Below are 18,944 nucleotides of genomic sequence, written 5' to 3'. Positions count from 1 at the left end.
TACCTAGTGCCGCGCACTGGTGCTGTGACCGGGAGGCCGGGCTCAGGGCTCCCGTTCGGGCGCGCGGGCGACGAGGCGGGCCAGTTCGACGCGGGATCGCACGCCCAGTGTCGCGAAGACGTTGCGCAGGTGGTGGTCGACGGTACGGGGGCTTACCGAAAGCCGGACGGCCACCTCGCGGTTGGTGGCACCGTCGGCGACGAAGCGGGCGATGCGCAGCTGCTGCGGCGTCAGTTCCCCCAGGAGTGGCGGGCGTTCGGCAGTGGTCCCGGCGGTGGCCGCTCCGGTGGCGCGCAGTTCGGCCTGTGCCTGACCCGCCCAGCTGCGGGCGCCGCAGCGTTCGAAGCCGACGAGCGCGTCCCGTAGCTGGTCCCGCGCCTCCAGCGGCCGCCGGCGGCGGCGCAGCACCTTGCCGTGCAGAAGCTGCGTACGGGCCCGCTCGAACTCGCCGCCCGCGCGTTCGTGCCCCGCCACCGCGCGCGCGTACAGCCCCTCGGCGGCCTGCGGTCCCGCCAGCAGCGCGCGGCAACGGGCCAGCTGACCGGGGGCGTTCGGGTCGGCCGTCCAGCCGGTCCAGCCGGTGAACTCCGCCAGCGCCGTACGGGCCTCCGCTTCCTTCCCGGTGAGGGCCGCCGCCTCGATGAAGCACGGCACGGCGAGCATCCGTACCGCGTGGTGCCCGCGCCGAGGTCCGGGCAGCACCAGCGGGCCGAGCCGGGCCGCCGCCTCCAGCGGACGCGCCTCGCCGAGCGCCGCGCGCGCCTGCGCCCAGGTGGCGAGTGCCTCGACCATCACCAGGCCGTGCTGCGCGGCGGTACGGGCGGCAGCGGAAGCGTGGACGGCGCAGTCCCCCGCTGCGCCCTCCAGGGACGCGGCCATGGCGAGGATCGCGTGGTGGTGCGCGGCGGAGTTCCGCTGCCCCGTCCGGTGCGCGGCGCGCAGCCCTTCCCGGGCGTGGGCCCGTGCGCGGGCGTGCAGCCCGGAACGCAGCTCGCTGTAGGCCAGATACTCCAGCGTCTGCGGTACGAGCGTGTCGTGGCCGTGTGCGCGGGCGGACGCGAGGGCACGGGCGGCGGTCTCACGAGCGGTCGCGATCTCACCGAGCACGAGCGCGGCCACACAGGCGCGCACCAGCTCCGCCGGGTGTGACCGGTGCGCCGCCAGCTCCAGCACCCGGCGCAGCGGAGGCCGCGCCTCGGCGAACCGGCCCCGCATGACGGCGGACATGCCGTTGCGGTAGTCGCCGAGCGGTGCGGGAGCGGTACGCACGGCGGCCGGGCGATCCAGCGGGCCGGTACGGTCCAGCGTGGCGAGATACCCGGGCACGTCACCTGCCGCCCACGCCGCGTCCGCGGCGCCCAGCATGGCTTCCAGGGCGAACCCCGGTTCATGCGGTGCGAGCAGTCCGGCGGCCAGCAGCAGCACTTCGCGGGCGTCGGCGACCGGCCCGTCCCGCAGTTCGAGGATGCCGCGCACCAGTTCGACCCGCCCTCGTACGGCCGCTTGCGCGGGCAGTCCGCGCGCCCGGTCGAGCAGGTGACGCGCGGTGCCCGACGCACCGGCCAGCCGGGCGTGGTCCGCGGCGGCGGTGAAACGGGCGACGCGCGTGTCATCGTCCTCGCTGAGTTCCGCCGCGCGTGCCAGCGCTCCGGACACGTCGCGGTGGCTGTACGCAGTCCCGTCGGCGGCGGCCCCGGCGGCGGCGGCCGCCGCGTCCGCGAGCGCGTCGGCGAGCGCGGGAGCGGGGCAGGTGGCGGCGGCTGCCTCGTGGCGCAGCCGTGCCAGCCGGTCCCGTGCGCCGTGCAGGGCGGAGGCGAGCAGCGCGTGCGCGGCCCGGCGACGCGCCAGCGGCTCCCCCGCGTAGACGGCTCGGGCGAGCAGCGGCGGGTCGAAGCGGATACGGCCCTCGGTGGTGCGGACGAGTCCGGCCGCCTCGGCCGGTCCCAGCACGCCGGGCCCGAGCCCGGCGGCACGGGCGGCACGCAGCACCAGGTCGGCGTCGACGTCCTCCGAGCCGCCGGGCCCGCCCGCCAGTTCCGCCGCCGCCGCGGCGAGCGCGAGCAGCAGCCCGGTCCCGTACGGCAGCGCGCGCAGCCGGGCAGCGTAGCCCCGCAGCAGCGCGCGGTCGGTGGGCAGCGGGTCCGGCAGCGGATCGCCCCCGGTGAGCTGCCCCGGTGCGAGCAGGGCCACCAGGTCCACGAGCAGCCGTGGACTTCCGTCCGCCGCGCGCAGCAGCTTCTCGCGGACGGCGGGAGCGGCGCCCGCCGGTACGAGGTCGTCGAGGAGCGCGGCGGCGGCGTCCTCGGCCAGCGGCGGGATACGGACGCTGGGCACCGCGGCGAAGTCGGGCTCCCCCGCGTACGCCTGCTCGGTCGTGAGGATCACGCCGACGGGATACGCGGGACCAGTACGGCGGGCGGCGAACCCCAGGGCCGCGCGGGATTCCCGGTCCCAGTGATGGGCGTCGTCCACGCAGACCAACAGCGGTTTTCCGGCCGCCAGTTGGCGCAGCTGAGCCAGAAAGGGCGTCGCCGCACCGACGCCCGCGCCCAGCACCTCCGGGGGCGGAGCGGCACGTGCCCGGGGCGGGGCGCCGCACAGCAGCGCGTGGAGTCCGGCGTACCGCAGCCTGCTCTCGGCGGGCGTGCCGCGTGTGTGCAGGACGAGGCCCCCGCTGCGGGAGGCGAAGGCGGCGGCGTGGGCGAGCAGCGCGCTGCGGCCGAGCCCCGGCCGTGCGGACAGCAGCAGGGCACCGCCCTCGCCGTCGGCGAGCCGCGCCGCCAGCGCTTCGACGGTTCCGGTTTCCGCACTGCGGCCGTACATTCGCGGCGGGCTGCTCGCGGCCGTTGCTCCGGCAGTCGTTCCCATTCCGGTCACGCGCCGAGGTTACTGCTGCGTTAAGAAGTGCGCACAGCCGCTGGGCAGTCCCCCAGCCTTCGGCCGCCCTCGCTGTACGGCCGCACAGCGAGGGCGGCAACCTCCTAGCCACCGCATGTCACCTCCGAGCCGGAGAGTGACGCAGAACACCGCAGCCAGCGGTCAACACCATGGGGACACCGTGCGTATCCCCCTCGACGACAGCCGGCCGACAGGTGAGGACGCATGTGGTGACGACACACGGCAGGCAAGCGGTGTCAGTCGGCAGGCGGACGCCGTGACGCCCCGGCTGTGGCGCAAGCGCCGCGTCGTTCCCTCCGCCGAGCGGACCGAGCCGTCCCTGGAAACCGAACTGGGCGTGCGTGAGGCCTACCGTGAGTACGGCGGCGAGTTGCTCGGATACGCCTACAACGCCCTGAACGACCGGCATCTGGCGGAAGAGGTCATCCAGGAGACGTTCACCCGGGCCTGGCGAGCCGCTCCCTCGTTCGACCGCCGACGCTCCTCCGTGCGGACGTGGCTGTTCGCCATCGCCCGCAACGCGGTGGTGGACGCGCATCGGCGGCGGGCGGTGCGACCGCCGGTGGCCGGAGCACAGCAGTTCGAGGAGAACGACCGCGACACCCCACCGGATCCGTTCGACCAGCTCCTCACGCGCATCGAACTGGACGAGGCACTGGCGCGTCTCACCCCGGAACACCGTCAAGTGATCGTCGAGGTCTACGTCCTGCGGCGGTCCTGCGCCGAGGTGGCCGCGGAGATCGGCATCCCCGCGTCCACAGCGCGCAGCAGACTGTTTCACGGTGTCCGTGCCCTGCGCGGAATCCTGGAGGAGAACGGATGGCTGGCCCCATGACCTCCCCCTGTGACACGTTCCGTGCAGAGGCCACCGAGCTGCTGCTGCTGGGGCGGCCGTTGCCGGAGCCGCTCGGCCGGCATCTGGCCGCGTGCGCGGACTGTGCCGGCGAGGCCGAGGGTGTCCGGCGCGTGATGCGGACCTTCGAGCGGGCCGCGTCGCCGCGAGCGGCGGGCAGGGATCAGTTTGCCGCTCCTCCCGAGGCACCGGGACGCCGTGGCGGTGCCTTCCCGCCAGGCGCGCGCCGCCGTCGGCTGGCCGGAGCGGCGGCTGCGCTGGCGCTGGCCGCCTGTGCGGCCTTCGCAGCGGTCGACGTCTCGCTCGACGATGGCGGCGGCAGCGCCACCACGGCGGGGGTGACCCTGTCCCGCGAAGGCAGGATGACCGACCACAGCTGGGGCACCGAGGTGCCCGTCTCGGTGAGCGGCCTGCTGCCCGGGCAGACCTACCGGATGATGACCGGCAACGCCGACGGCGAACTCGTGCCGGCCGGCAGTCTCCGCGCCGGGCCCCGCGACGCGCCCACGCACACGCGCATGGTCACGGCCATGGCCAGGAACGCCATCACCATGCTCGTCGTCCAGGACGCCGACAGGAACACGGTCGCCCGGCTGCCCGTGCCGCCAAGGGGTTCGAGGTCCTGATCCCGGCCCCGGCACCACCTCTTCCGTACGCGCACGAGGCATCGCACAGCGCCCCGTCTTCAACACTTCGCCACCGGACCGCGTATCCCCCAGCGAAACGCCGTGTCCGGCACGCACATGAGCCGGCAGGCATGACGGAAGGAGAGATCTGTTGGACCAGGAAGACGAACAGGCGCCCGCGGCACAGCCCCGGACGCCGAGTCGCAGAAGTACCGTGCTCGGTCTTGCCACGGTGGCCGGTATCGCGGCGGTCGACGTCGGTGGGTTCCTGTACGTGAGTGGCCGGTTGACCCCCGGCAAGCTGACGCCCGCCCGGCTGGCGGACGGATTCGAGACCACTTTCGGCAAGCATGCGGGCTTCAGACGGAACCATGCGAAGGGGGTCAGCGTATCGGGGCATTTCACCGGCAACGGGGCCGGCAGCGCGGTGTCGACCGCGACGGTCTTCGAATCCGGCCGGCGGAGCCCGGTGACCGGACGGTTCTCGCTGTCCGGGGGTGTTCCCGACGTAGCCGACACCGCCACGACCGTACGTGGCCTCGGGCTGCGGTTCAGCCTGCCCGACGGCGAACAGTGGCGCACCGCGATGATCAACATTCCCGTCTTCCTCGACAGCACGCCGCGCGGGTTCTACGACCGGATGCTCGCGTTCAAAAAGGTGCCCGCGACCGGCAAGCCGGACCCGGCGAAGGCGGCCGCGTTTCTGGCCGGACATCCCGAGACCGTGAAGGCGATGAAGATCGTGAAGAAACATCCGCCCACGTCGGGCTTCGCGGACAGCACCTACCACGGGCTCAACGCCTTCCATCTCACCAACAGCTCCGGCCACATGGTCCCGGTCCGGTGGTCCATGGTCCCCGTCCAGCAGGCGCGTCCCGCCGCGGCGAAGCCGCCGGAGGACCGGGACCAGCTCTTCAACACGCTGGTCACCACGGTCGACGCCGGTTCTCTGCGGTGGCGCCTCATGCTCACCATCGGCCTCCCCGGCGACCAGCTCGATGACGCAACAGTGCCCTGGCCGGACTCACGCCGCCAGATCGACGCGGGAACACTCACCCTCGACAACGTCCAGACCGAGGCGGAGGGCAACGGGCGGGACGTCAATTTCGATCCGCTGGTTCTGCCCCAGGGGATCGAACCTTCCGACGATCCCCTGCTCAGTGCCCGCTCGGCGGTCTACGCACAGTCCTTCGCGCGGCGGTCCGGCGAACCGGCGGGGACGAGCGCGGTCAACGTGTCGCAGGTGCTGGATGCCTGACGTCGACACCGGCAACATCCCTGCCCCCGCCCCCGCGGTCGAGGCACCGGCGCAGTTCACGCTGTTCTCACGTTGGCTGCACTGGGCGATGGCCATCATGATCGTGGCCATGCTCTTCATCGGGGCCGCGATGGTGGCGTCCCTGGCCGACTACCATCTTCTGCTGGCCGTGCACCGGCCGCTGGGCGTCGGGGTCCTCGTACTGGGAGTGATCCGGCTGGTGAACAGATTCACCAGCCGGCTTCCCCCGCATCCCAAGTCCATGGGCAGTGCCGAACGCCGGGCAGCCACACTTTCCGAGTACGCGCTCTACGCCTTGATGCTGTCGCAGCCGCTGATCGGCTGGGGCATGGTGTCAGCGTCCGGCACCCCGCTCAAGCTGTTCGGACCCGTACGGCTGCCCGCTGTTCTGCCCCACGATCCAGGGCTGTACGCCGTACTGAACGACATGCACATGGTGCTGGGCTACGCGCTGTTCCTCCTCTTCACGGTGCACATGCTGGCCGTGCTGTTCCACACGCTGGTCCTGCGGGACCGGCTCCTCGACCGAATGGCCCTCTGGAAGGTCCAGCGGAAGAAACACTGAGAGCCGGGGCGAACCTCGCCTGACGCGGCCACGGGACAGCCCTCAGTGCGGGCAGGTGCCCCGGTATTCCTCGATGTCGCTGTCGGGCCGGGGGGTCGGGCAGAGGAACTGCTCGTAGCGGGTGTCATTGTCGATGAAGCGCTTCAGCCACGAGATGCTGTACTTCGCGATGGTGGTGTTGGAGGTGTTCGGGGTGAAGTGCGTCGCGCCGTTCAGTTCGAGGTACGCCTTGTCCAGGGAGCCCGGCATGCTCTCGTAGAACGGCTCGGAGTGTGTCCTCACCGAGGCGACCGAGTCGCCGTCGGCCCCCACGACCAGGGTCGGCACCTGGATCTCGGGCCAGGACTTGTCCGTGTTCCAGCCGGTGAGCGGGATCGCCGCCTGTAGCGACGGACGGCTCTTGGCCGCCTCCAGGCTGCCGCCCCCGCCCATCGAGTGACCCATCACGCCGAGCCGGGACGCGTCGATGCGGTCCGACACGCGGCTGTCGTCGGTCAGGTAGTCGAGCGCGGCGAGGAGCTGACGCCCCCGGCTCGCGGGCTGGTCCAGGGTGCTGTTGGTGTCGATGGTGAACACGACGAAGCCCTGCGAGGCGAGCCGCTCCCCGTACCAGGCCATGCTGGACTGGCTGGCGGTGAACCCGGGCGCGATGGCGACGGCCCCGAAGGTGCCGTCGCCGGTCTCCTCCGGATAGTAGACGGTGCCGCCGCCGAACCCGTCGACCAGCGACGAGACCCGATCCTCGTCGACGTCGTACGGCCCCGTCCGCGCCTCGATGCTGGACTCCGTGGGGGCGGGCCCGCGTTCGTACGGGTTGTCCTGCGCGGCCTGTGCGCCCGGGGCGAGGGCGGTGCTGGAACCGGTTACGGCGAGCAGACCGGCGAGTCCCGCCAACGCCGCCCGCAGCCGCGGCCTTCCGGCCCGGCGCCTGCCCGCTGCGGTGCTGCTGCTCTCGCTTTGGTGCTGGTGCACGTCGGAGCGTCCTTCCGTCATGGCGGCGCCACACCCGCGACGTGCCGGGTGGTGGGGGATCCGCCGGTGTCACTGACAGAAGACACCGTCAGGCCAGGGGCACTGCGCGCACATCGGCGTAATCACCGGCCCCCGCCCCGCATGTGGGAGCGTCGCTCACCGCACCGGTTTGCCCGCGTCCCGCAGCGTGTCCTTGACCTGGCTGATCCGCAGGTCGCCGAAGTGGAAGACGGACGCGGCGAGTACCGCGTCGGCGCCCGACTCCACAGCGGGCGCGAAGTCCGCGAGGCGTCCCGCGCCGCCGGAGGCGATCACCGGGATGGTCACCTGCCTGCGGACGGCGGTGATCATCTCGGTGTCGTAGCCCGCTTTGGTGCCGTCCGCGTCCATCGAGTTGAGCAGGATCTCGCCCGCGCCCAGCTCGGCGGCGCGGTGCGCCCACTCGACGGCGTCGATGCCGGTGCCGCGCCGCCCGCCGTGCGTGGTGACCTCGAACCCCGAGGGCGTGGCCGCCGAAGCGTCCGTCGTGCGCCTGGCGTCCACGGAGAGCACCAGCACCTGGCTGCCGAACCGCCGCGCGATCTCCTTTATCAGCTCCGGGCGGGCGATGGCGGCCGTGTTGACCCCCACCTTGTCCGCACCGGCCCGCAGCAGGTTGTCGACGTCGGCCGTGCTGCGCACGCCGCCGCCGACGGTCAGCGGGATGAAGACCTGCTCGGCGGTGCGGCGCACCACGTCATAGGTGGTGCTGCGGTCGGAGGAGGAGGCGGTGATGTCGAGGAAGGTCAGCTCGTCGGCGCCCTCCGTGTCGTACACCTTGGCCATCTCGACCGGATCACCCGCGTCGCGCAGGTTCTGGAAGTTGACGCCCTTGACGACCCGGCCGGCGTCCACGTCCAGGCAGGGGATGACTCGTACGGCGAGCGTCATGCGTCTCCCCCTCCTCGGTACGCTTCCACCTCTACCTGGACCACGATGCGGGAGTCCACGAAACCGGAGACCACGACAACCGTCGCCGCGGGCCGTACCGAGTCGAACAGCTCCTTGTGCGCCCTCGCGACGTCGTCCACGTCGCGAGTGTGCGTGAGGTACATCCGGGTGCGGACCACGGAGTCGGGCCCGAGGCCGAACTGCTCCAGCGCACCCATCGCGTGGGCCAGGGCCGCCTTCGCCTGGTCGTAGGGGGTGCCCTCGACCTGAAGGTTGCCGCCGCTCAGCGGGAGAGCCCCGGAGACGAGCACCCGGTCCCCCACCGCGACCGCGTGCGCGCAGCCGATCGTCTCTTCCCACGGGCTGTCCGACTGCACACGGGTGACAGGAGTGGTGGTCATGAAGAAACGGCCTCCAAAGCCTCTTCCAGGGTGAACGCCCGGGCGTAGAGGGCCTTGCCGACGATCGCGCCCTCGACACCCTCCGGTACCAGAGTGGCGATCGCCCGCAGATCGTCAAGGGAGGAGACTCCCCCGGAGGCGACCACGGGCCGGTCGGTGGCGGCGCAGACGTTCTTCAGAAGCTCCAGGTTCGGGCCCTGGAGGGTGCCGTCCTTGTCGATGTCGGTCACGACATAGCGGGCACAGCCCTCGGCGTCGAGCCGCTCCAGTGTCTCGTACAGATCGCCGCCCTCCCTCGTCCAGCCACGGCCGCGCAGCGTGGTGCCGCGTACGTCCAGACCGACGGCGACGCGGTCACCGTGCTCGGCGATGATCCTGGCCACCCACTCGGGGCTCTCCAGCGCGGCGGTGCCCAGGTTTACCCGGGTGCAGCCGGTGGCGAGGGCGGCGGCGAGGGAGGCGTCGTCCCGGATGCCGCCGGACAGCTCCACCTTGACGTCCATGGCGGCGGTCACCTGGGCGATCCAGCCGCGGTTGTCGCCGGTGCCGAAAGCGGCGTCGAGATCCACCAGATGCAGCCACTCGGCGCCCGAACGCTGCCAGCCGAGGGCGGCCTCCAGCGGGTCGCCGTAGGAGGTCTCCGAGCCTGACTCGCCGTGCACGAGGCGGACGGCCTGGCCGTCGCGGACGTCGACCGCGGGGAGGAGTTCGAGCGTCGCCGCGCGGCGGGAGCTGGTCTGGGGCTGGTGCGTCACAGGGTCTCGATCCAATTCGTCAGCAGCTGCGCTCCGGCGTCGCCGGACTTTTCGGGGTGGAACTGGGTGGCCCACAGCGGCCCGTTCTCCACGGCGGCGACGAAAGGGCGCCCATGGGTGGTCCAGCTGACGACGGGACGGGCCATCGCGGCGTGCGTGGTCTGCAGCTCCCAGTCGTGGACGGCGTAGGAGTGCACGAAGTAGTAGCGGGCGTCGGCGGGGAGACCCGCGAAGAGGCGGGAGCCCTCCGGCGCGTCGACGGTGTTCCAGCCCATGTGCGGGACGGCGTGCTCGGCGTCCGCCTTGATCGGGCCCACCGTGCCGGGCCACTCGTCCAGCCCCTCGGCCTCCTCACCGTGCTCGACGCCGCGCGCGAAGAGGATCTGCATGCCGACACAGATGCCCAGCACGGGGCGTCCGCCCGCGAGGCGCCGCTCGACCATCCAGTCGCCGCGGACCTCCTTCAGGCCCGCCATGCAGGAGGCGAAGGCCCCCACACCGGGGACGAGCAGCCCTTCGGCCGCCATCGCCCGGTCGTAGTCACGGGTGATCTCGACGTCCGCACCGGCGCGTGCCAGCGCACGCTCGGCGGAGCGTACGTTGCCGAAGCCGTAGTCGAGGACGACGACGCGCTTCCGGGGGCCGGAGGCCGGGGCTGTCATGTCCGTCACGTCCAGACCGAGAGTCGCATGACGCCGCCCAGCAGCGACATGAAGGCGGCGAAGCCCAGCAGCACGATGATGCCCTTGGGCATCTGCTGCTTCCAGAAGGAGATGGCCCCGCCGAGGAAGAAGAGCCCCACGAAGATGAGCAGCGCCGTCAAGCCCGTCATAGCGCGCCCTTCGTCGAGGGAATCCCCGTCTGCCGCGGGTCGATCTCCGAGGCGTGGCGCAGTGCCCGCGCGAGGGCCTTGAACTGGCACTCGACGACGTGGTGCGCGTTGCGGCCGTAGGGCACGTGGACGTGCAGGGCGACCTGGGCCTGGGCGACGAACGACTCCAGGATGTGCCGGGTCATCGTGGTGTCGTACACCGGCCCGATCATCGGGGCCAGGCCGTCCGGCTCGCTGTGCACCAGATAGGGGCGGCCGGAGAGGTCGACGGTCACCTGGGCCAGCGATTCGTCCAGCGGCACCGAGGCGTCGGCGAAGCGGACGATGCCGCGCTTGTCGCCGAGCGCCTGCCGGAAGGCGGCGCCCAGCGCGAGGGCGGTGTCCTCGATCGTGTGGTGGCTGTCGATGTGCAGATCGCCGTCGGTCTTGACGCTGAGGTCGAAGAGGCCGTGCCGGCCGAGCTGGTCGAGCATGTGGTCGAAGAAGCCGACGCCTGTCGACACGTCGACCTTTCCGGTGCCGTCGAGACTGATCTCGACGACGACCGAGGTCTCCTTGGTGGTGCGCTCGGCGCGACCTGTGCGGGTCATGCTGCGGTCTCCTTCTGAAAAGCCGTCTTGTTCAGCTTGCGTACCGCGTCCAGGAACGCGTCGTTCTCCGCCGGGGTGCCCGCGGAGACCCTGAGCCAGCCCGGTACACCGTTGTCCCGGACGAGTACGCCCTGGTCGAGCAGGTACCGCCAGGCGGCGTGGGAGTCCTGGAAGCGGCCGAACTGGACGAAGTTGGCGTCCGAGGCGGTCACCTCGCAGCCCGCCGCGCGCAACTGGGTCACCAGCCGGTCGCGTTCGGACTTGAGCTGCTCGACATAGGCGAGCAGCGTACCGGTGTACTCCAGCGCGGCCAGCGCCGTGGCCTGGGTGACCGCCGACAGGTGGTACGGCAGCCGCACCAGCTGGACGGCGTCGACAACGGCCGGGTCGGCGGCGAGATAGCCGAGCCGCAGCCCGGCGGCGCCGAACGCCTTGGACATCGTGCGGGAGAGCACCAGCCGGGGGCGGCCCTCGATGAGCGGCAGCAGCGAGGGGTGGTGGCTGAACTCGCCGTACGCCTCGTCGATCACCACCATGGAGGGCTTCGCCGACTGCGCCGCCTCGTACAGCGCGAGGACCGTCTCGGCGTCGACGGCCGTGCCGGTGGGGTTGTTGGGCGAGCAGACGAAGACCACGTCGGGCCGGCGCTCGGCGATGACGCGCACCGCCGCCTCGACGTCGATGGTGAAGTCGTCGTGCCGCGGTCCGGAGATCCAGCCGGTGCCGGTGCCGCGCGCGATGAGAGCGTGCATCGAGTACGAGGGCTCGAAGCCGATCGCGGTGCGCCCGGGGCCGCCGAACGCCTGGAGCAGCTGCTGGAGCACCTCGTTGGAGCCGTTGGCCGCCCAGACCTGGGTGCGGTCCACCTGGTGGCCCGCCGTACGGCTCAGGTAGCGCGCCAGCTCCGTCCGCAGCTCGACCGCGTCCCGGTCGGGGTAGCGGTTCAGCGTACGGGCGGCCTCGGTGACGCGCTCGGCGATCCGGGCCACCAGCGGCTCGGGCAGCGGGTACGGGTTCTCGTTGGTGTTCAGCCTGACGGGCACGTCCAGCTGGGGCGCACCGTAGGGGGACTTGCCGCGCAGCTCCTCCCGTACGGGCAGCTCGTCGGAAGCGGGCAGCTCGTCCGGAGCGGGGATGTCGCCGGTCACTTACCGAGGTACCTTCCAGTCGAACCGTGCCTTCAGGGCCGCCCCGTGCGCGGGCAGGTCCTCCGCCTCCGCCAGCGCGACCACATGGTGGGCCACCTCGGCGAGCGCGTCCCGGGAGTAGTCGACGACGTGGATGCCGCGCAGGAACGACTGCACGGACAGCCCGGAGGAGTGGCAGGCGCAGCCGCCCGTGGGCAGCACGTGATTGGACCCGGCGCAGTAGTCGCCGAGCGAGACGGGCGCGAAGGCGCCGACGAACACCGCGCCCGCGTTCCGCACCCGGGCGGCGACGGCAGCCGCGTCCTCCGTCTGGATCTCCAGGTGCTCGGCCGCGTACGCGTCGACGACCGCGAGCCCCTGCTCCAGATCGTCGACGAGGACGATGCCGGACTGCCGCCCGGCCAGAGCTTCGGTGATCCGCTCCTGGTGCCGGGTGGCGGCCACCTGGGTCTTCAGCTCGGCCTCGACCGCCTCGGCGAGCGCCTCGGAGGGGGTGACGAGGACGGCGGCGGCGAGCGTGTCGTGCTCCGCCTGGCTGATCAGGTCGGCCGCGACATGCACGGCGTCGGCGGTGTGGTCGGCGAGGACGGCGATCTCGGTCGGGCCCGCCTCGGCGTCGATGCCGATGCGGCCCTTGAGCAGCCGCTTGGCCGCCGCCACATAGACGTTCCCCGGCCCCGTTACCAGCTGCGCGGGACGGCACTCCTCGGTGCCGTAGGCGAACATGGCGATGGCCTGCGCGCCGCCCGCCGCATACACCTCGCTCACGCCGAGCAGCTCGCAGGCGGCCAGGATGGTGGGGTGCGGCAGCCCCGTCCAGTAGGAGCCCTCGGTGGCCTGCTGCGGCGGCGAGGAGACGGCCAGCGACTGGACTCCGGCCTCCTGCGCGGGCACGACATTCATCACGACGGATGACGGATAGACGGCCTGACCACCCGGTACGTACAGCCCGACGCGCTCGACCGGCACCCAGCGCTCGGTGACGGTGCCGCCGGGAACGACGCGCACCTCCGAGTCCGTACGCCGCTGCGCACGGTGGACCAGGCGGGCCCGCCGCACGGACTCCTCCAGCGCCTCCCGCACCTTTGGGGACAGCTCCGCCAGCGCACGGCGCAGGGCCTCGACGGGGACGCGGATGCGCTCCAGCTCGCAGCCGTCGAACCGCTTCCCGTAGTGAATCAGCGCCGCGGTGCCGCGATGGCGCACGTCGTCGCAGATGGGCCGCACCTTCTCCAGGGCGGCTTCGACGTCGAATTCGGCGCGCGGCAGCAGGTCTCGGTCGATTCCGCCGCCTTCGGGAGCGCCGGGCGCTCCGGAGGGGACAGAACCCCGCAGATCGATTCGGGAGATCACGAAACCCATTCTCGCAGACCACCGGAGGACACCGATCGCTCGTATCACTGGCTGATACACGCCGCACGGGGTGATCATGGTCAGCAGTCCCTGTCCGGTCGGCGTTCAACCGGTCACGGAGGGGTAAGGGACGGTGGGGCACAGGCCGGGACGGCCGGAAAGACCGAGGGGCACCGCCAGGGAGCCCCGCACAGCTGTGGGGAGGATGTGTGAGCGAGCCCGATTCCGGCGAACCGCCCGCCGGACTGCGGCTTACCACCGCGGAGTGGGGCATGTGGCAGGCCTTCCGGAACGGCAGCTCGCACGATCTGCGCGCCGGCGAGGCCGAACTGGACGATCCGAACAGCGAGCACAGCTGGGGCCCGCAGCGCACCGTGCGCGCCCGGGTGATCGCGCTGCTGCTCCTGCACGGGCCGGCCGCGCTGCTGGGGCGGGTCGCCGCGCTGCATCTCACCGGGGCCTACATCACGGGCAGGCTGAATCTGTCCGGCGGCGTCATCGAGCCCTACCTGGAGCTGCGGCACTGCCGCTTCGAGCACGAGGTGCTGCTGCCGGAGGCGCGTCTGAACACCGCCCGGCTCGTCAACTGCTACATACCCCGGCTGGAGGCGGCACGGGTGCACACCGAGGGCGATCTGCACCTCGCCCGGTGCAGCATCCCGGACGGCATCAGGCTGACCGACGCCTCCATCGGCACCGATCTGCTGCTGAACGAGGCGACGGTCGGCAGCGGGCGGCGGATCCGCGCCATCGCCGCCGACGGCCTCCAGGTCTCCCAGGAACTCCAGGCCAGCCTGCTCGTCACGGACGGAGAGGTGAGCCTGCGCGGCGCCACGATCGGCGGCTCCCTCTTCATGTACGGCAGCGTGCTGCGCAACCGGCACGGACGGTACGCACTGCACGCGCCGCAGCTGACCGTCGACCAGTCCGCACACTTCGCCGACGCCGAACCGGACCGCGCCCGGCTGATCCAGGGCACCACACCGCCGACCGGCACCCAGAACCCCTTCTCCCCCTCAGGCATCTCGCGCCACCGCACGAAACGGTTCGAGTGCACCGGCAGCGTCAAGCTGGACGACGGGCGGTTCGGCGGCGCGCTGGTGCTCGACAACGCGCGCTTCCACCTGGAGCGCGACCAGGAACTGTCGCTGCGCCGCATCACGACACCGGAGCTGTGCTTCACCTCTCAGGCGCCGGAGCGAGGCGTCGTGGTGCTCTCGGGTGCGACGGTGGAGAACCTCGTCGACAAGGTCGGCAGCTGGCCACGGGACGAGCGGCTGTGGATGGCGGGGTTCAGCTATCAGCAGCTGATACACCGCGGCCACTTCTCACTCCAGCAGCGCCTGCAATGGCTGGCCACCGCGACCCCGGAGTACTCCCCCGGACCGTACGAGCAGCTCGCAGGCGTCTACCGGAACAGCGGCGAGGACGCCGACGCCCGCGCCGTACTGCTCGAGAAGCACCGCAGGCGCCGCGAGACGCTGCCGCTGGCGGGCAAGCTGTGGGGCTATCTCCAGGACTGGACGGTGGCGTACGGCTACCGGCCCGGCCGGGCGGCCCTGTGGATGGCGATCATCTGGGCCTCTGGGGCACTGTTCTTCACCGAGCAGCCGCCGCCACCGCTCAAGGGGGACGAGGCACCGCAGTGGAACGCCCCGCTGTACGCACTGGATCTGCTGCTGCCGGTGATCAGCTTCGGCCATGACACGGCGTGGAGCCCGCTGGGATGGAACCAGTGGGTGGCCGCGATGATGATCCTGCTGGGCTGGGTGCTGGCCACGACCGTCGCGGCGGGCGCGACGCGGCTGCTGCGGCGGCAGTGAGAAGAGTGCGTGTGACGACACCCCGCCGGGGCCTCCGCGGGTCCCGGCGGGGCGCTCTTCGCACCCAATGATCCGCAGTCGGCCCCGGACGCGGCCCCGGAGGCTTTAGGCTTACCGGTTGTGACAACCGCGCTTCCGCTCTTCCCGCTCAACTCGGTGCTGTTCCCCGGGCTCGTGCTGCCCATGAGCATCTTCGAGCCGCGGTACCGCGCGCTCATGCGCGATCTGCTCATCCTCCCCGAGGACGCCCCGCGCCGCTTCGGTGTCGTGGCCATCCGGGACGGGCGCGAGGTGGCCCCCACGGGCGCCGGCCTGCCCGAGGCAGCGCCACCACCGGGTAGCGACCCGACAGCGGGCTTCGGCCCCGACCCGGTCAAGTCCTTCTACACGGTGGGCTGCATCGCGGACGCCTCCACCATCCGCCCCCGCTCCGGAGGCCGGGCGGAGGAGGACGAGGAGGAGGACGAGACCGGAACGGGCGAGCCCGGTGGCCCCGAGGAGCCGGGCGGGGACGCTGAGGGCGCTGAAGGCGGATACGAGGTGCTCGCCACCGGCACCACCCGGTTCCGGCTGCTCTCCGTGGACGCGAGCGGTCCGTATCTCGTCGGTGAGGTGGAAGAGCTGCCCGAGGAGCAGGGCGAAGGCGCCGGAGCGCTGGCCTCGGGCGTGCTGCGGGCCTTCCGCTCCTACCAGAAGCGCCTGGCGAGCGCGCGGGAGCGGACGCTCGCGACCGGGCAGGAACTGCCGGACGACCCGTCCGTGGTCTCCTATCTGGTCGCCGCGGCCACCGTGCTCGACACCCCGGCCAAGCAGCGGCTGCTCCAGGCACCGGACACCGCGACCCGGCTCGCGGAGGAGCTGAAAGTCCTTCGACGGGAGACCGCGGTGATCGGTAAGCTCCCGTCACTGCCGGCGGCGGAGCTGACCCGGCGGCCCACCAGTCCCAACTGACGGCACGAGGCCATGGCGAAGAAGAAGCAGGGGCACCAGCAGTCCGCGGCGACCCCCGCCACCGTGGCCGCCACCCGCGCCGGAGTGGCCTTCACCACGCACCAGTACGCGCACGACCCGGCCGCCGCCTCCTACGGCGAGGAGGCCGCCGAGGCACTCGGCGTCTCCCCCGACCAGGTGTTCAAGACCCTGATCGCCGAGGTGGACGGGGTGCTGACGGTGGCCGTCGTGCCGGTCTCCGCCTCGCTCGACCTCAAGGCGCTCGCGGCGGCGGTCGGCGGCAAGCGCGCCACAATGGCCGACCCCGCCCTGGCCGAACGCACGACGGGCTATGTGCGGGGCGGGATCTCTCCGCTGGGCCAGCGCAAGCAGCTGGCCACGGTGCTGGACGCCTCCGCGGGAGACCAGCCGACGGTCTGCGTGTCGGCGGGGCGCCGGGGCCTGGAGATCGAACTGGCCCCGGCGGATCTGGTCACGCTCACCGGCGCCACGTCCGCGCCGATCGCCCGCCGCTGAGAGCCTGCGCCCGGGGCCTTCACAGCCCTTCACGACGGGTGATCCGGATCCGCACAGGCCACGCCAACCACGGCCGGCGCCCCGCCTGACAGGCGCCCGCCGGTCACCGCTACTTCTCAAACTCTCCCTGGGGCCCCTTGTACGCGGCAGGCTCCGCCGGAGGCTCCGGATCGGCCTCACCGAAGATCGCCGTGGCCAGCAGATGCACCAGCAGCGCGGCGAACGGGTAGGCCAGCAGCGTGCCCTTCGCGTCCAGCTTCAGCGGTCCGTCGAACTCCTTGCCCTTCCCGACCTCCCGGGCATGGGCCGCCAGGTCGCTGGCCGGGCCGAGCCACACGCCGAGCCGCCAGGCGAGCAGCGCTCCCACGAACGCACCGGCCGCGAGCCCGATCACCAGACCGACCCCGCCCCTGCGCCGGAACAAGAACGCCACCACGCCCGCGAGCGCGCCGGCCGCGAGGGACAGCAGCACGAAGGTGCCCTCCGCACCGATCGCCTCTTCGCCCTCCGCGTTCAGCAGATAGACGGCGCGGCCGTCCGAGATCATCGGCACCCGGGGAGCCAGCCACAGCCACAGCAGACCGAGCACCACCCCCAGCAGAGTCAGCGCCAGCGCGGCGGCCGCAGCGTCACGCAGTTCGGTGCGCACCGGCAGCCCGAGCCCGGGAGGAGACGCGGCGGTGGCGCCATGCTCCGGAAGGGCGTTCGCCGGCGCGTCGCCTCCCGCCGCTGACTGCTGCGGGTAGGCCCAGGGGTCGTGCTGCTGGGGGTGGTCACTGTCGGGCGACGAGGGTGTCGGTGCGGTCACTCCGCCATCGTGCCAGGCTCGACCGCCGCTACAGGCCGGGGATCCGGCCGTTGCGGAAGAGATCCACGAAGATCTGGTGGTCACGGCGCACGGTCGCACCGTATGCGTGTGCGAAGTCGATCAGCAGCTCGGGGAAGCACTCCTCGTCCCCCGCGATGGCGGCGTCGATGGCGCGCTCGGTGGAGAACGGGACCAGGGAGTGGCCGCTCTCGTCATCGGCCGCCGAGTGCATGGTGGCCGTAGCCCGGCCCAGATCGGCGACCACCTGGGCGATCTCCTCCATGCTGTCCAGATCGGACCAGTCCAGATCCACCGCATACGGCGACACCTCGGCGACGAGCTGCCCCTCGCCGTCCAGCTCCGTCCAGCCCAGCCACGGGTCGGCGTGCGCCTGGAGGGCACGCTGGGAGATCACCGTGCGGTGGCCGCCGTGCTGGAAGTAGTCCCGGATGGCGGGATCGGTGATGTGGCGGGAGACGGCCGAGGTCCCCGCCTGCTTCATGTAGATCACCAGGTCGTTCTCCAGGGCGTCGCTGTGGCCCTCCAGCAGGATGTTGTACGAGGGCAGCCCGGCACTGCCGATGCCGATGCCACGGCGGCCCACCACATCCTTGACCCGGTAGGCGTCCGGCCGGATGTGGGTGGCGCCGGGAAGGGTGTCCAGATAGCCGTCGAAGGCGTCGAGCACCTTGTAGCGGGTGGCGGAATCCAGATCTATGACGCCGCCGCCGGGCGCGAAGCGGCGCTCCCAGTCACGGATCTCCGTCATGCCGTCGAGCAGCCCGAAGCGGGTGTTGGCGCGGGCCGCGCGCAGCGCGCCCAGCACCGGGCCGTCGGCCGTGTCGAGCGTGAGCGAGGGCGCCTCGTCGTCCTTGGCGCCCGTGGCCAGGGCGTGGATGCGCTCCCGGTAAGCCTTCGCGTACGTGCGCACCAGGCCGGTGATCTGCTCGTCACTGAGGGCCTTTGTGTAACCCAGCAGCGCCACGGAGGCGGCGAACCGCTTCACATCCCAGGTGAAAGGCCCGACGAAGGCCTCGTCGAAGTCGTTGACGTTGAAGGTGAGGCGGCCGTTCGCGTCCATATACGTGCCGAAGTTCTCGGCGTGCAGATCACCGTGGATCCACACCCGGCCGGTGCGGTCGTCCATGAACGGGCCGCCGTGCTTCTCGTCGTCGAGATCGGCGTAGAAGAGACAGGCGGTACCGCGGTAGAAGGCGAAGGCGGACGCGGCCATCTTCCGGAACTTCACCTGGAAGGCCGCCGGATCCGCGGCCAGCAACTCCCCGAAGGCGGTGCCGAAGATCTCGAGAATCCACTCACCACGCGCTTCAAACGCGCCGCGCTGCTCCGTGACCATGAGTACCCCTTCAGACTGCATTTCCCGTCACGGGGGAGCCTAATGCTCTTCTGATGCGCTCGGCTCGCCTCCGGGCGCTCGTACCCGGTGTCGACACTCCTCCTGTGCGCTCGGCTCGCCTCCGGGCGCTCGTACCCGGTGTCGACACTCCTCCTGTGCGCTCGCTCGTACCTCGCTCACTTGGTCTCGTCACTTTCGACACCGGCGCGCCCTTCGGCTCGCTCGCTGAGGCTCACTACGTTCGCGTACCGGTACCGCACCGTCTCGGCGTGCGGGCTTTGACGGTC

19 protein-coding genes are annotated in these 18,944 nt (G+C 71.8%); 7 read left to right on the top strand and 12 right to left on the bottom strand.

Going from position 1 to position 18,944, the window contains the following annotated elements; translation table 11 throughout:
* Positions 1–42: 42 nt before the first annotated feature.
* Positions 43–2,868, bottom strand: a complete 2,826-nt coding sequence (locus tag LHJ74_RS31345; protein ID WP_260221764.1) for a LuxR C-terminal-related transcriptional regulator — start codon at positions 2,866–2,868, stop codon at positions 43–45.
* 190 nt (positions 2,869–3,058) lie between these two features.
* Here LHJ74_RS31345 and LHJ74_RS31340 point away from each other — a divergent pair, with 190 nt between their 5' ends.
* The 4 genes from LHJ74_RS31340 to LHJ74_RS31325 all read left to right on the top strand — a co-directional run bounded on the left by LHJ74_RS31340 (position 3,059) and on the right by LHJ74_RS31325 (position 6,221).
* Complete coding sequence (locus LHJ74_RS31340; RefSeq protein WP_260221674.1) at positions 3,059–3,733, top strand: sigma-70 family RNA polymerase sigma factor; 675 nt, start codon at positions 3,059–3,061, stop codon at positions 3,731–3,733.
* On the top strand, positions 3,718–4,377 hold the full coding sequence (locus LHJ74_RS31335) for a hypothetical protein (protein WP_260221673.1): 660 nt from the start codon (positions 3,718–3,720) through the stop codon (positions 4,375–4,377). Before LHJ74_RS31340 ends, LHJ74_RS31335 begins: the two co-directional genes overlap by 16 nt.
* Before the next feature lie 151 nt (positions 4,378–4,528).
* Positions 4,529–5,635: a catalase family peroxidase gene (locus tag LHJ74_RS31330; protein WP_260221672.1), complete on the top strand. Its 1,107-nt coding sequence runs from the start codon at positions 4,529–4,531 to the stop codon at positions 5,633–5,635.
* The gene (locus LHJ74_RS31325; RefSeq protein ID WP_260221671.1) at positions 5,628–6,221 is read left to right on the top strand and encodes a cytochrome b; all 594 of its coding nucleotides are present in this window, start codon (positions 5,628–5,630) and stop codon (positions 6,219–6,221) included. The genes LHJ74_RS31330 and LHJ74_RS31325 overlap by 8 nt, the downstream gene beginning before the upstream one ends.
* A gap of 42 nt (positions 6,222–6,263) precedes the next feature.
* Here LHJ74_RS31325 and bdeA read toward each other — a convergent pair whose 3' ends face one another.
* The 9 genes from bdeA to hisD form a co-directional block, all read right to left on the bottom strand.
* Positions 6,264–7,115 (bottom strand): bis(hydroxyethyl) terephthalate hydrolase, encoded by an 852-nt coding sequence (gene bdeA, locus LHJ74_RS31320; RefSeq protein WP_375546879.1) that lies wholly within the window; start codon positions 7,113–7,115, stop codon positions 6,264–6,266.
* 234 nt (positions 7,116–7,349) lie between these two features.
* Positions 7,350–8,123: an imidazole glycerol phosphate synthase subunit HisF gene (gene hisF / locus LHJ74_RS31315; RefSeq protein WP_260221670.1), complete on the bottom strand. Its 774-nt coding sequence runs from the start codon at positions 8,121–8,123 to the stop codon at positions 7,350–7,352.
* Positions 8,120–8,524, bottom strand: coding sequence for a Rid family hydrolase (locus LHJ74_RS31310; protein WP_260221669.1), 405 nt, complete (start codon positions 8,522–8,524; stop codon positions 8,120–8,122). The genes hisF and LHJ74_RS31310 overlap by 4 nt, the downstream gene beginning before the upstream one ends.
* Positions 8,521–9,279, bottom strand: a complete 759-nt coding sequence (gene priA, locus LHJ74_RS31305) for a bifunctional 1-(5-phosphoribosyl)-5-((5-phosphoribosylamino)methylideneamino)imidazole-4-carboxamide isomerase/phosphoribosylanthranilate isomerase PriA (protein ID WP_260221667.1) — start codon at positions 9,277–9,279, stop codon at positions 8,521–8,523. The genes LHJ74_RS31310 and priA overlap by 4 nt, the downstream gene beginning before the upstream one ends.
* Positions 9,276–9,941 (bottom strand): imidazole glycerol phosphate synthase subunit HisH, encoded by a 666-nt coding sequence (hisH, locus tag LHJ74_RS31300; RefSeq protein WP_260221762.1) that lies wholly within the window; start codon positions 9,939–9,941, stop codon positions 9,276–9,278. Before hisH ends, priA begins: the two co-directional genes overlap by 4 nt.
* Positions 9,942–9,946: 5 nt before the next feature.
* Entirely contained in the window at positions 9,947–10,111 is a 165-nt protein-coding gene (locus LHJ74_RS31295) for a CG2302 family histidine operon protein (RefSeq protein ID WP_260221666.1), read from the bottom strand.
* Entirely contained in the window at positions 10,108–10,701 is a 594-nt protein-coding gene (hisB, locus tag LHJ74_RS31290; protein WP_260221665.1) for an imidazoleglycerol-phosphate dehydratase HisB, read from the bottom strand. The genes LHJ74_RS31295 and hisB overlap by 4 nt, the downstream gene beginning before the upstream one ends.
* Positions 10,698–11,819, bottom strand: a complete 1,122-nt coding sequence (locus LHJ74_RS31285; RefSeq protein ID WP_260221761.1) for a histidinol-phosphate transaminase — start codon at positions 11,817–11,819, stop codon at positions 10,698–10,700. The genes hisB and LHJ74_RS31285 overlap by 4 nt, the downstream gene beginning before the upstream one ends.
* 30 nt (positions 11,820–11,849) lie before the next feature.
* The gene (gene hisD, locus LHJ74_RS31280) at positions 11,850–13,202 is read right to left on the bottom strand and encodes a histidinol dehydrogenase (RefSeq protein WP_260221664.1); all 1,353 of its coding nucleotides are present in this window, start codon (positions 13,200–13,202) and stop codon (positions 11,850–11,852) included.
* A 209-nt stretch (positions 13,203–13,411) separates the two neighbouring features.
* On the opposite strand from hisD, the gene LHJ74_RS31275 reads away from it, so the two are divergent.
* The 3 genes from LHJ74_RS31275 to ybaK all read left to right on the top strand — a co-directional run bounded on the left by LHJ74_RS31275 (position 13,412) and on the right by ybaK (position 16,492).
* On the top strand, positions 13,412–15,025 hold the full coding sequence (locus LHJ74_RS31275) for an oxidoreductase (protein ID WP_260221663.1): 1,614 nt from the start codon (positions 13,412–13,414) through the stop codon (positions 15,023–15,025).
* A 120-nt stretch (positions 15,026–15,145) separates the two neighbouring features.
* On the top strand, positions 15,146–15,976 hold the full coding sequence (locus tag LHJ74_RS31270; protein WP_260221662.1) for an LON peptidase substrate-binding domain-containing protein: 831 nt from the start codon (positions 15,146–15,148) through the stop codon (positions 15,974–15,976).
* Positions 15,977–15,988: 12 nt separating this feature from the next.
* A complete protein-coding gene (gene ybaK / locus LHJ74_RS31265; RefSeq protein ID WP_260221661.1) occupies positions 15,989–16,492 on the top strand; it encodes a Cys-tRNA(Pro) deacylase in 504 nt (167 codons plus the stop codon).
* A 109-nt stretch (positions 16,493–16,601) separates the two neighbouring features.
* Here the strand turns inward: ybaK and LHJ74_RS31260 are convergent, their stop codons facing one another.
* Positions 16,602–17,300 carry a DUF2567 domain-containing protein gene (locus tag LHJ74_RS31260; RefSeq protein ID WP_375546875.1) on the bottom strand — a complete coding sequence of 233 codons (699 nt, stop codon included), beginning with the start codon at positions 17,298–17,300 and terminating at the stop codon, positions 16,602–16,604.
* Positions 17,301–17,328: 28 nt separating this feature from the next.
* Positions 17,329–18,657 carry a DUF2252 domain-containing protein gene (locus tag LHJ74_RS31255; protein WP_260221659.1) on the bottom strand — a complete coding sequence of 443 codons (1,329 nt, stop codon included), beginning with the start codon at positions 18,655–18,657 and terminating at the stop codon, positions 17,329–17,331.
* Between the last annotated feature and the right edge of the window lie 287 nt (positions 18,658–18,944).

The sequence above is a fragment of the Streptomyces gossypii genome, from assembly GCF_025165795.1.
In the GTDB taxonomy this organism is placed as follows: domain Bacteria; phylum Actinomycetota; class Actinomycetes; order Streptomycetales; family Streptomycetaceae; genus Streptomyces; species Streptomyces gossypii.
Note: the sequence above shows the minus strand (reverse complement) of the source record. Positions and strands in the feature narration are given on the sequence as shown.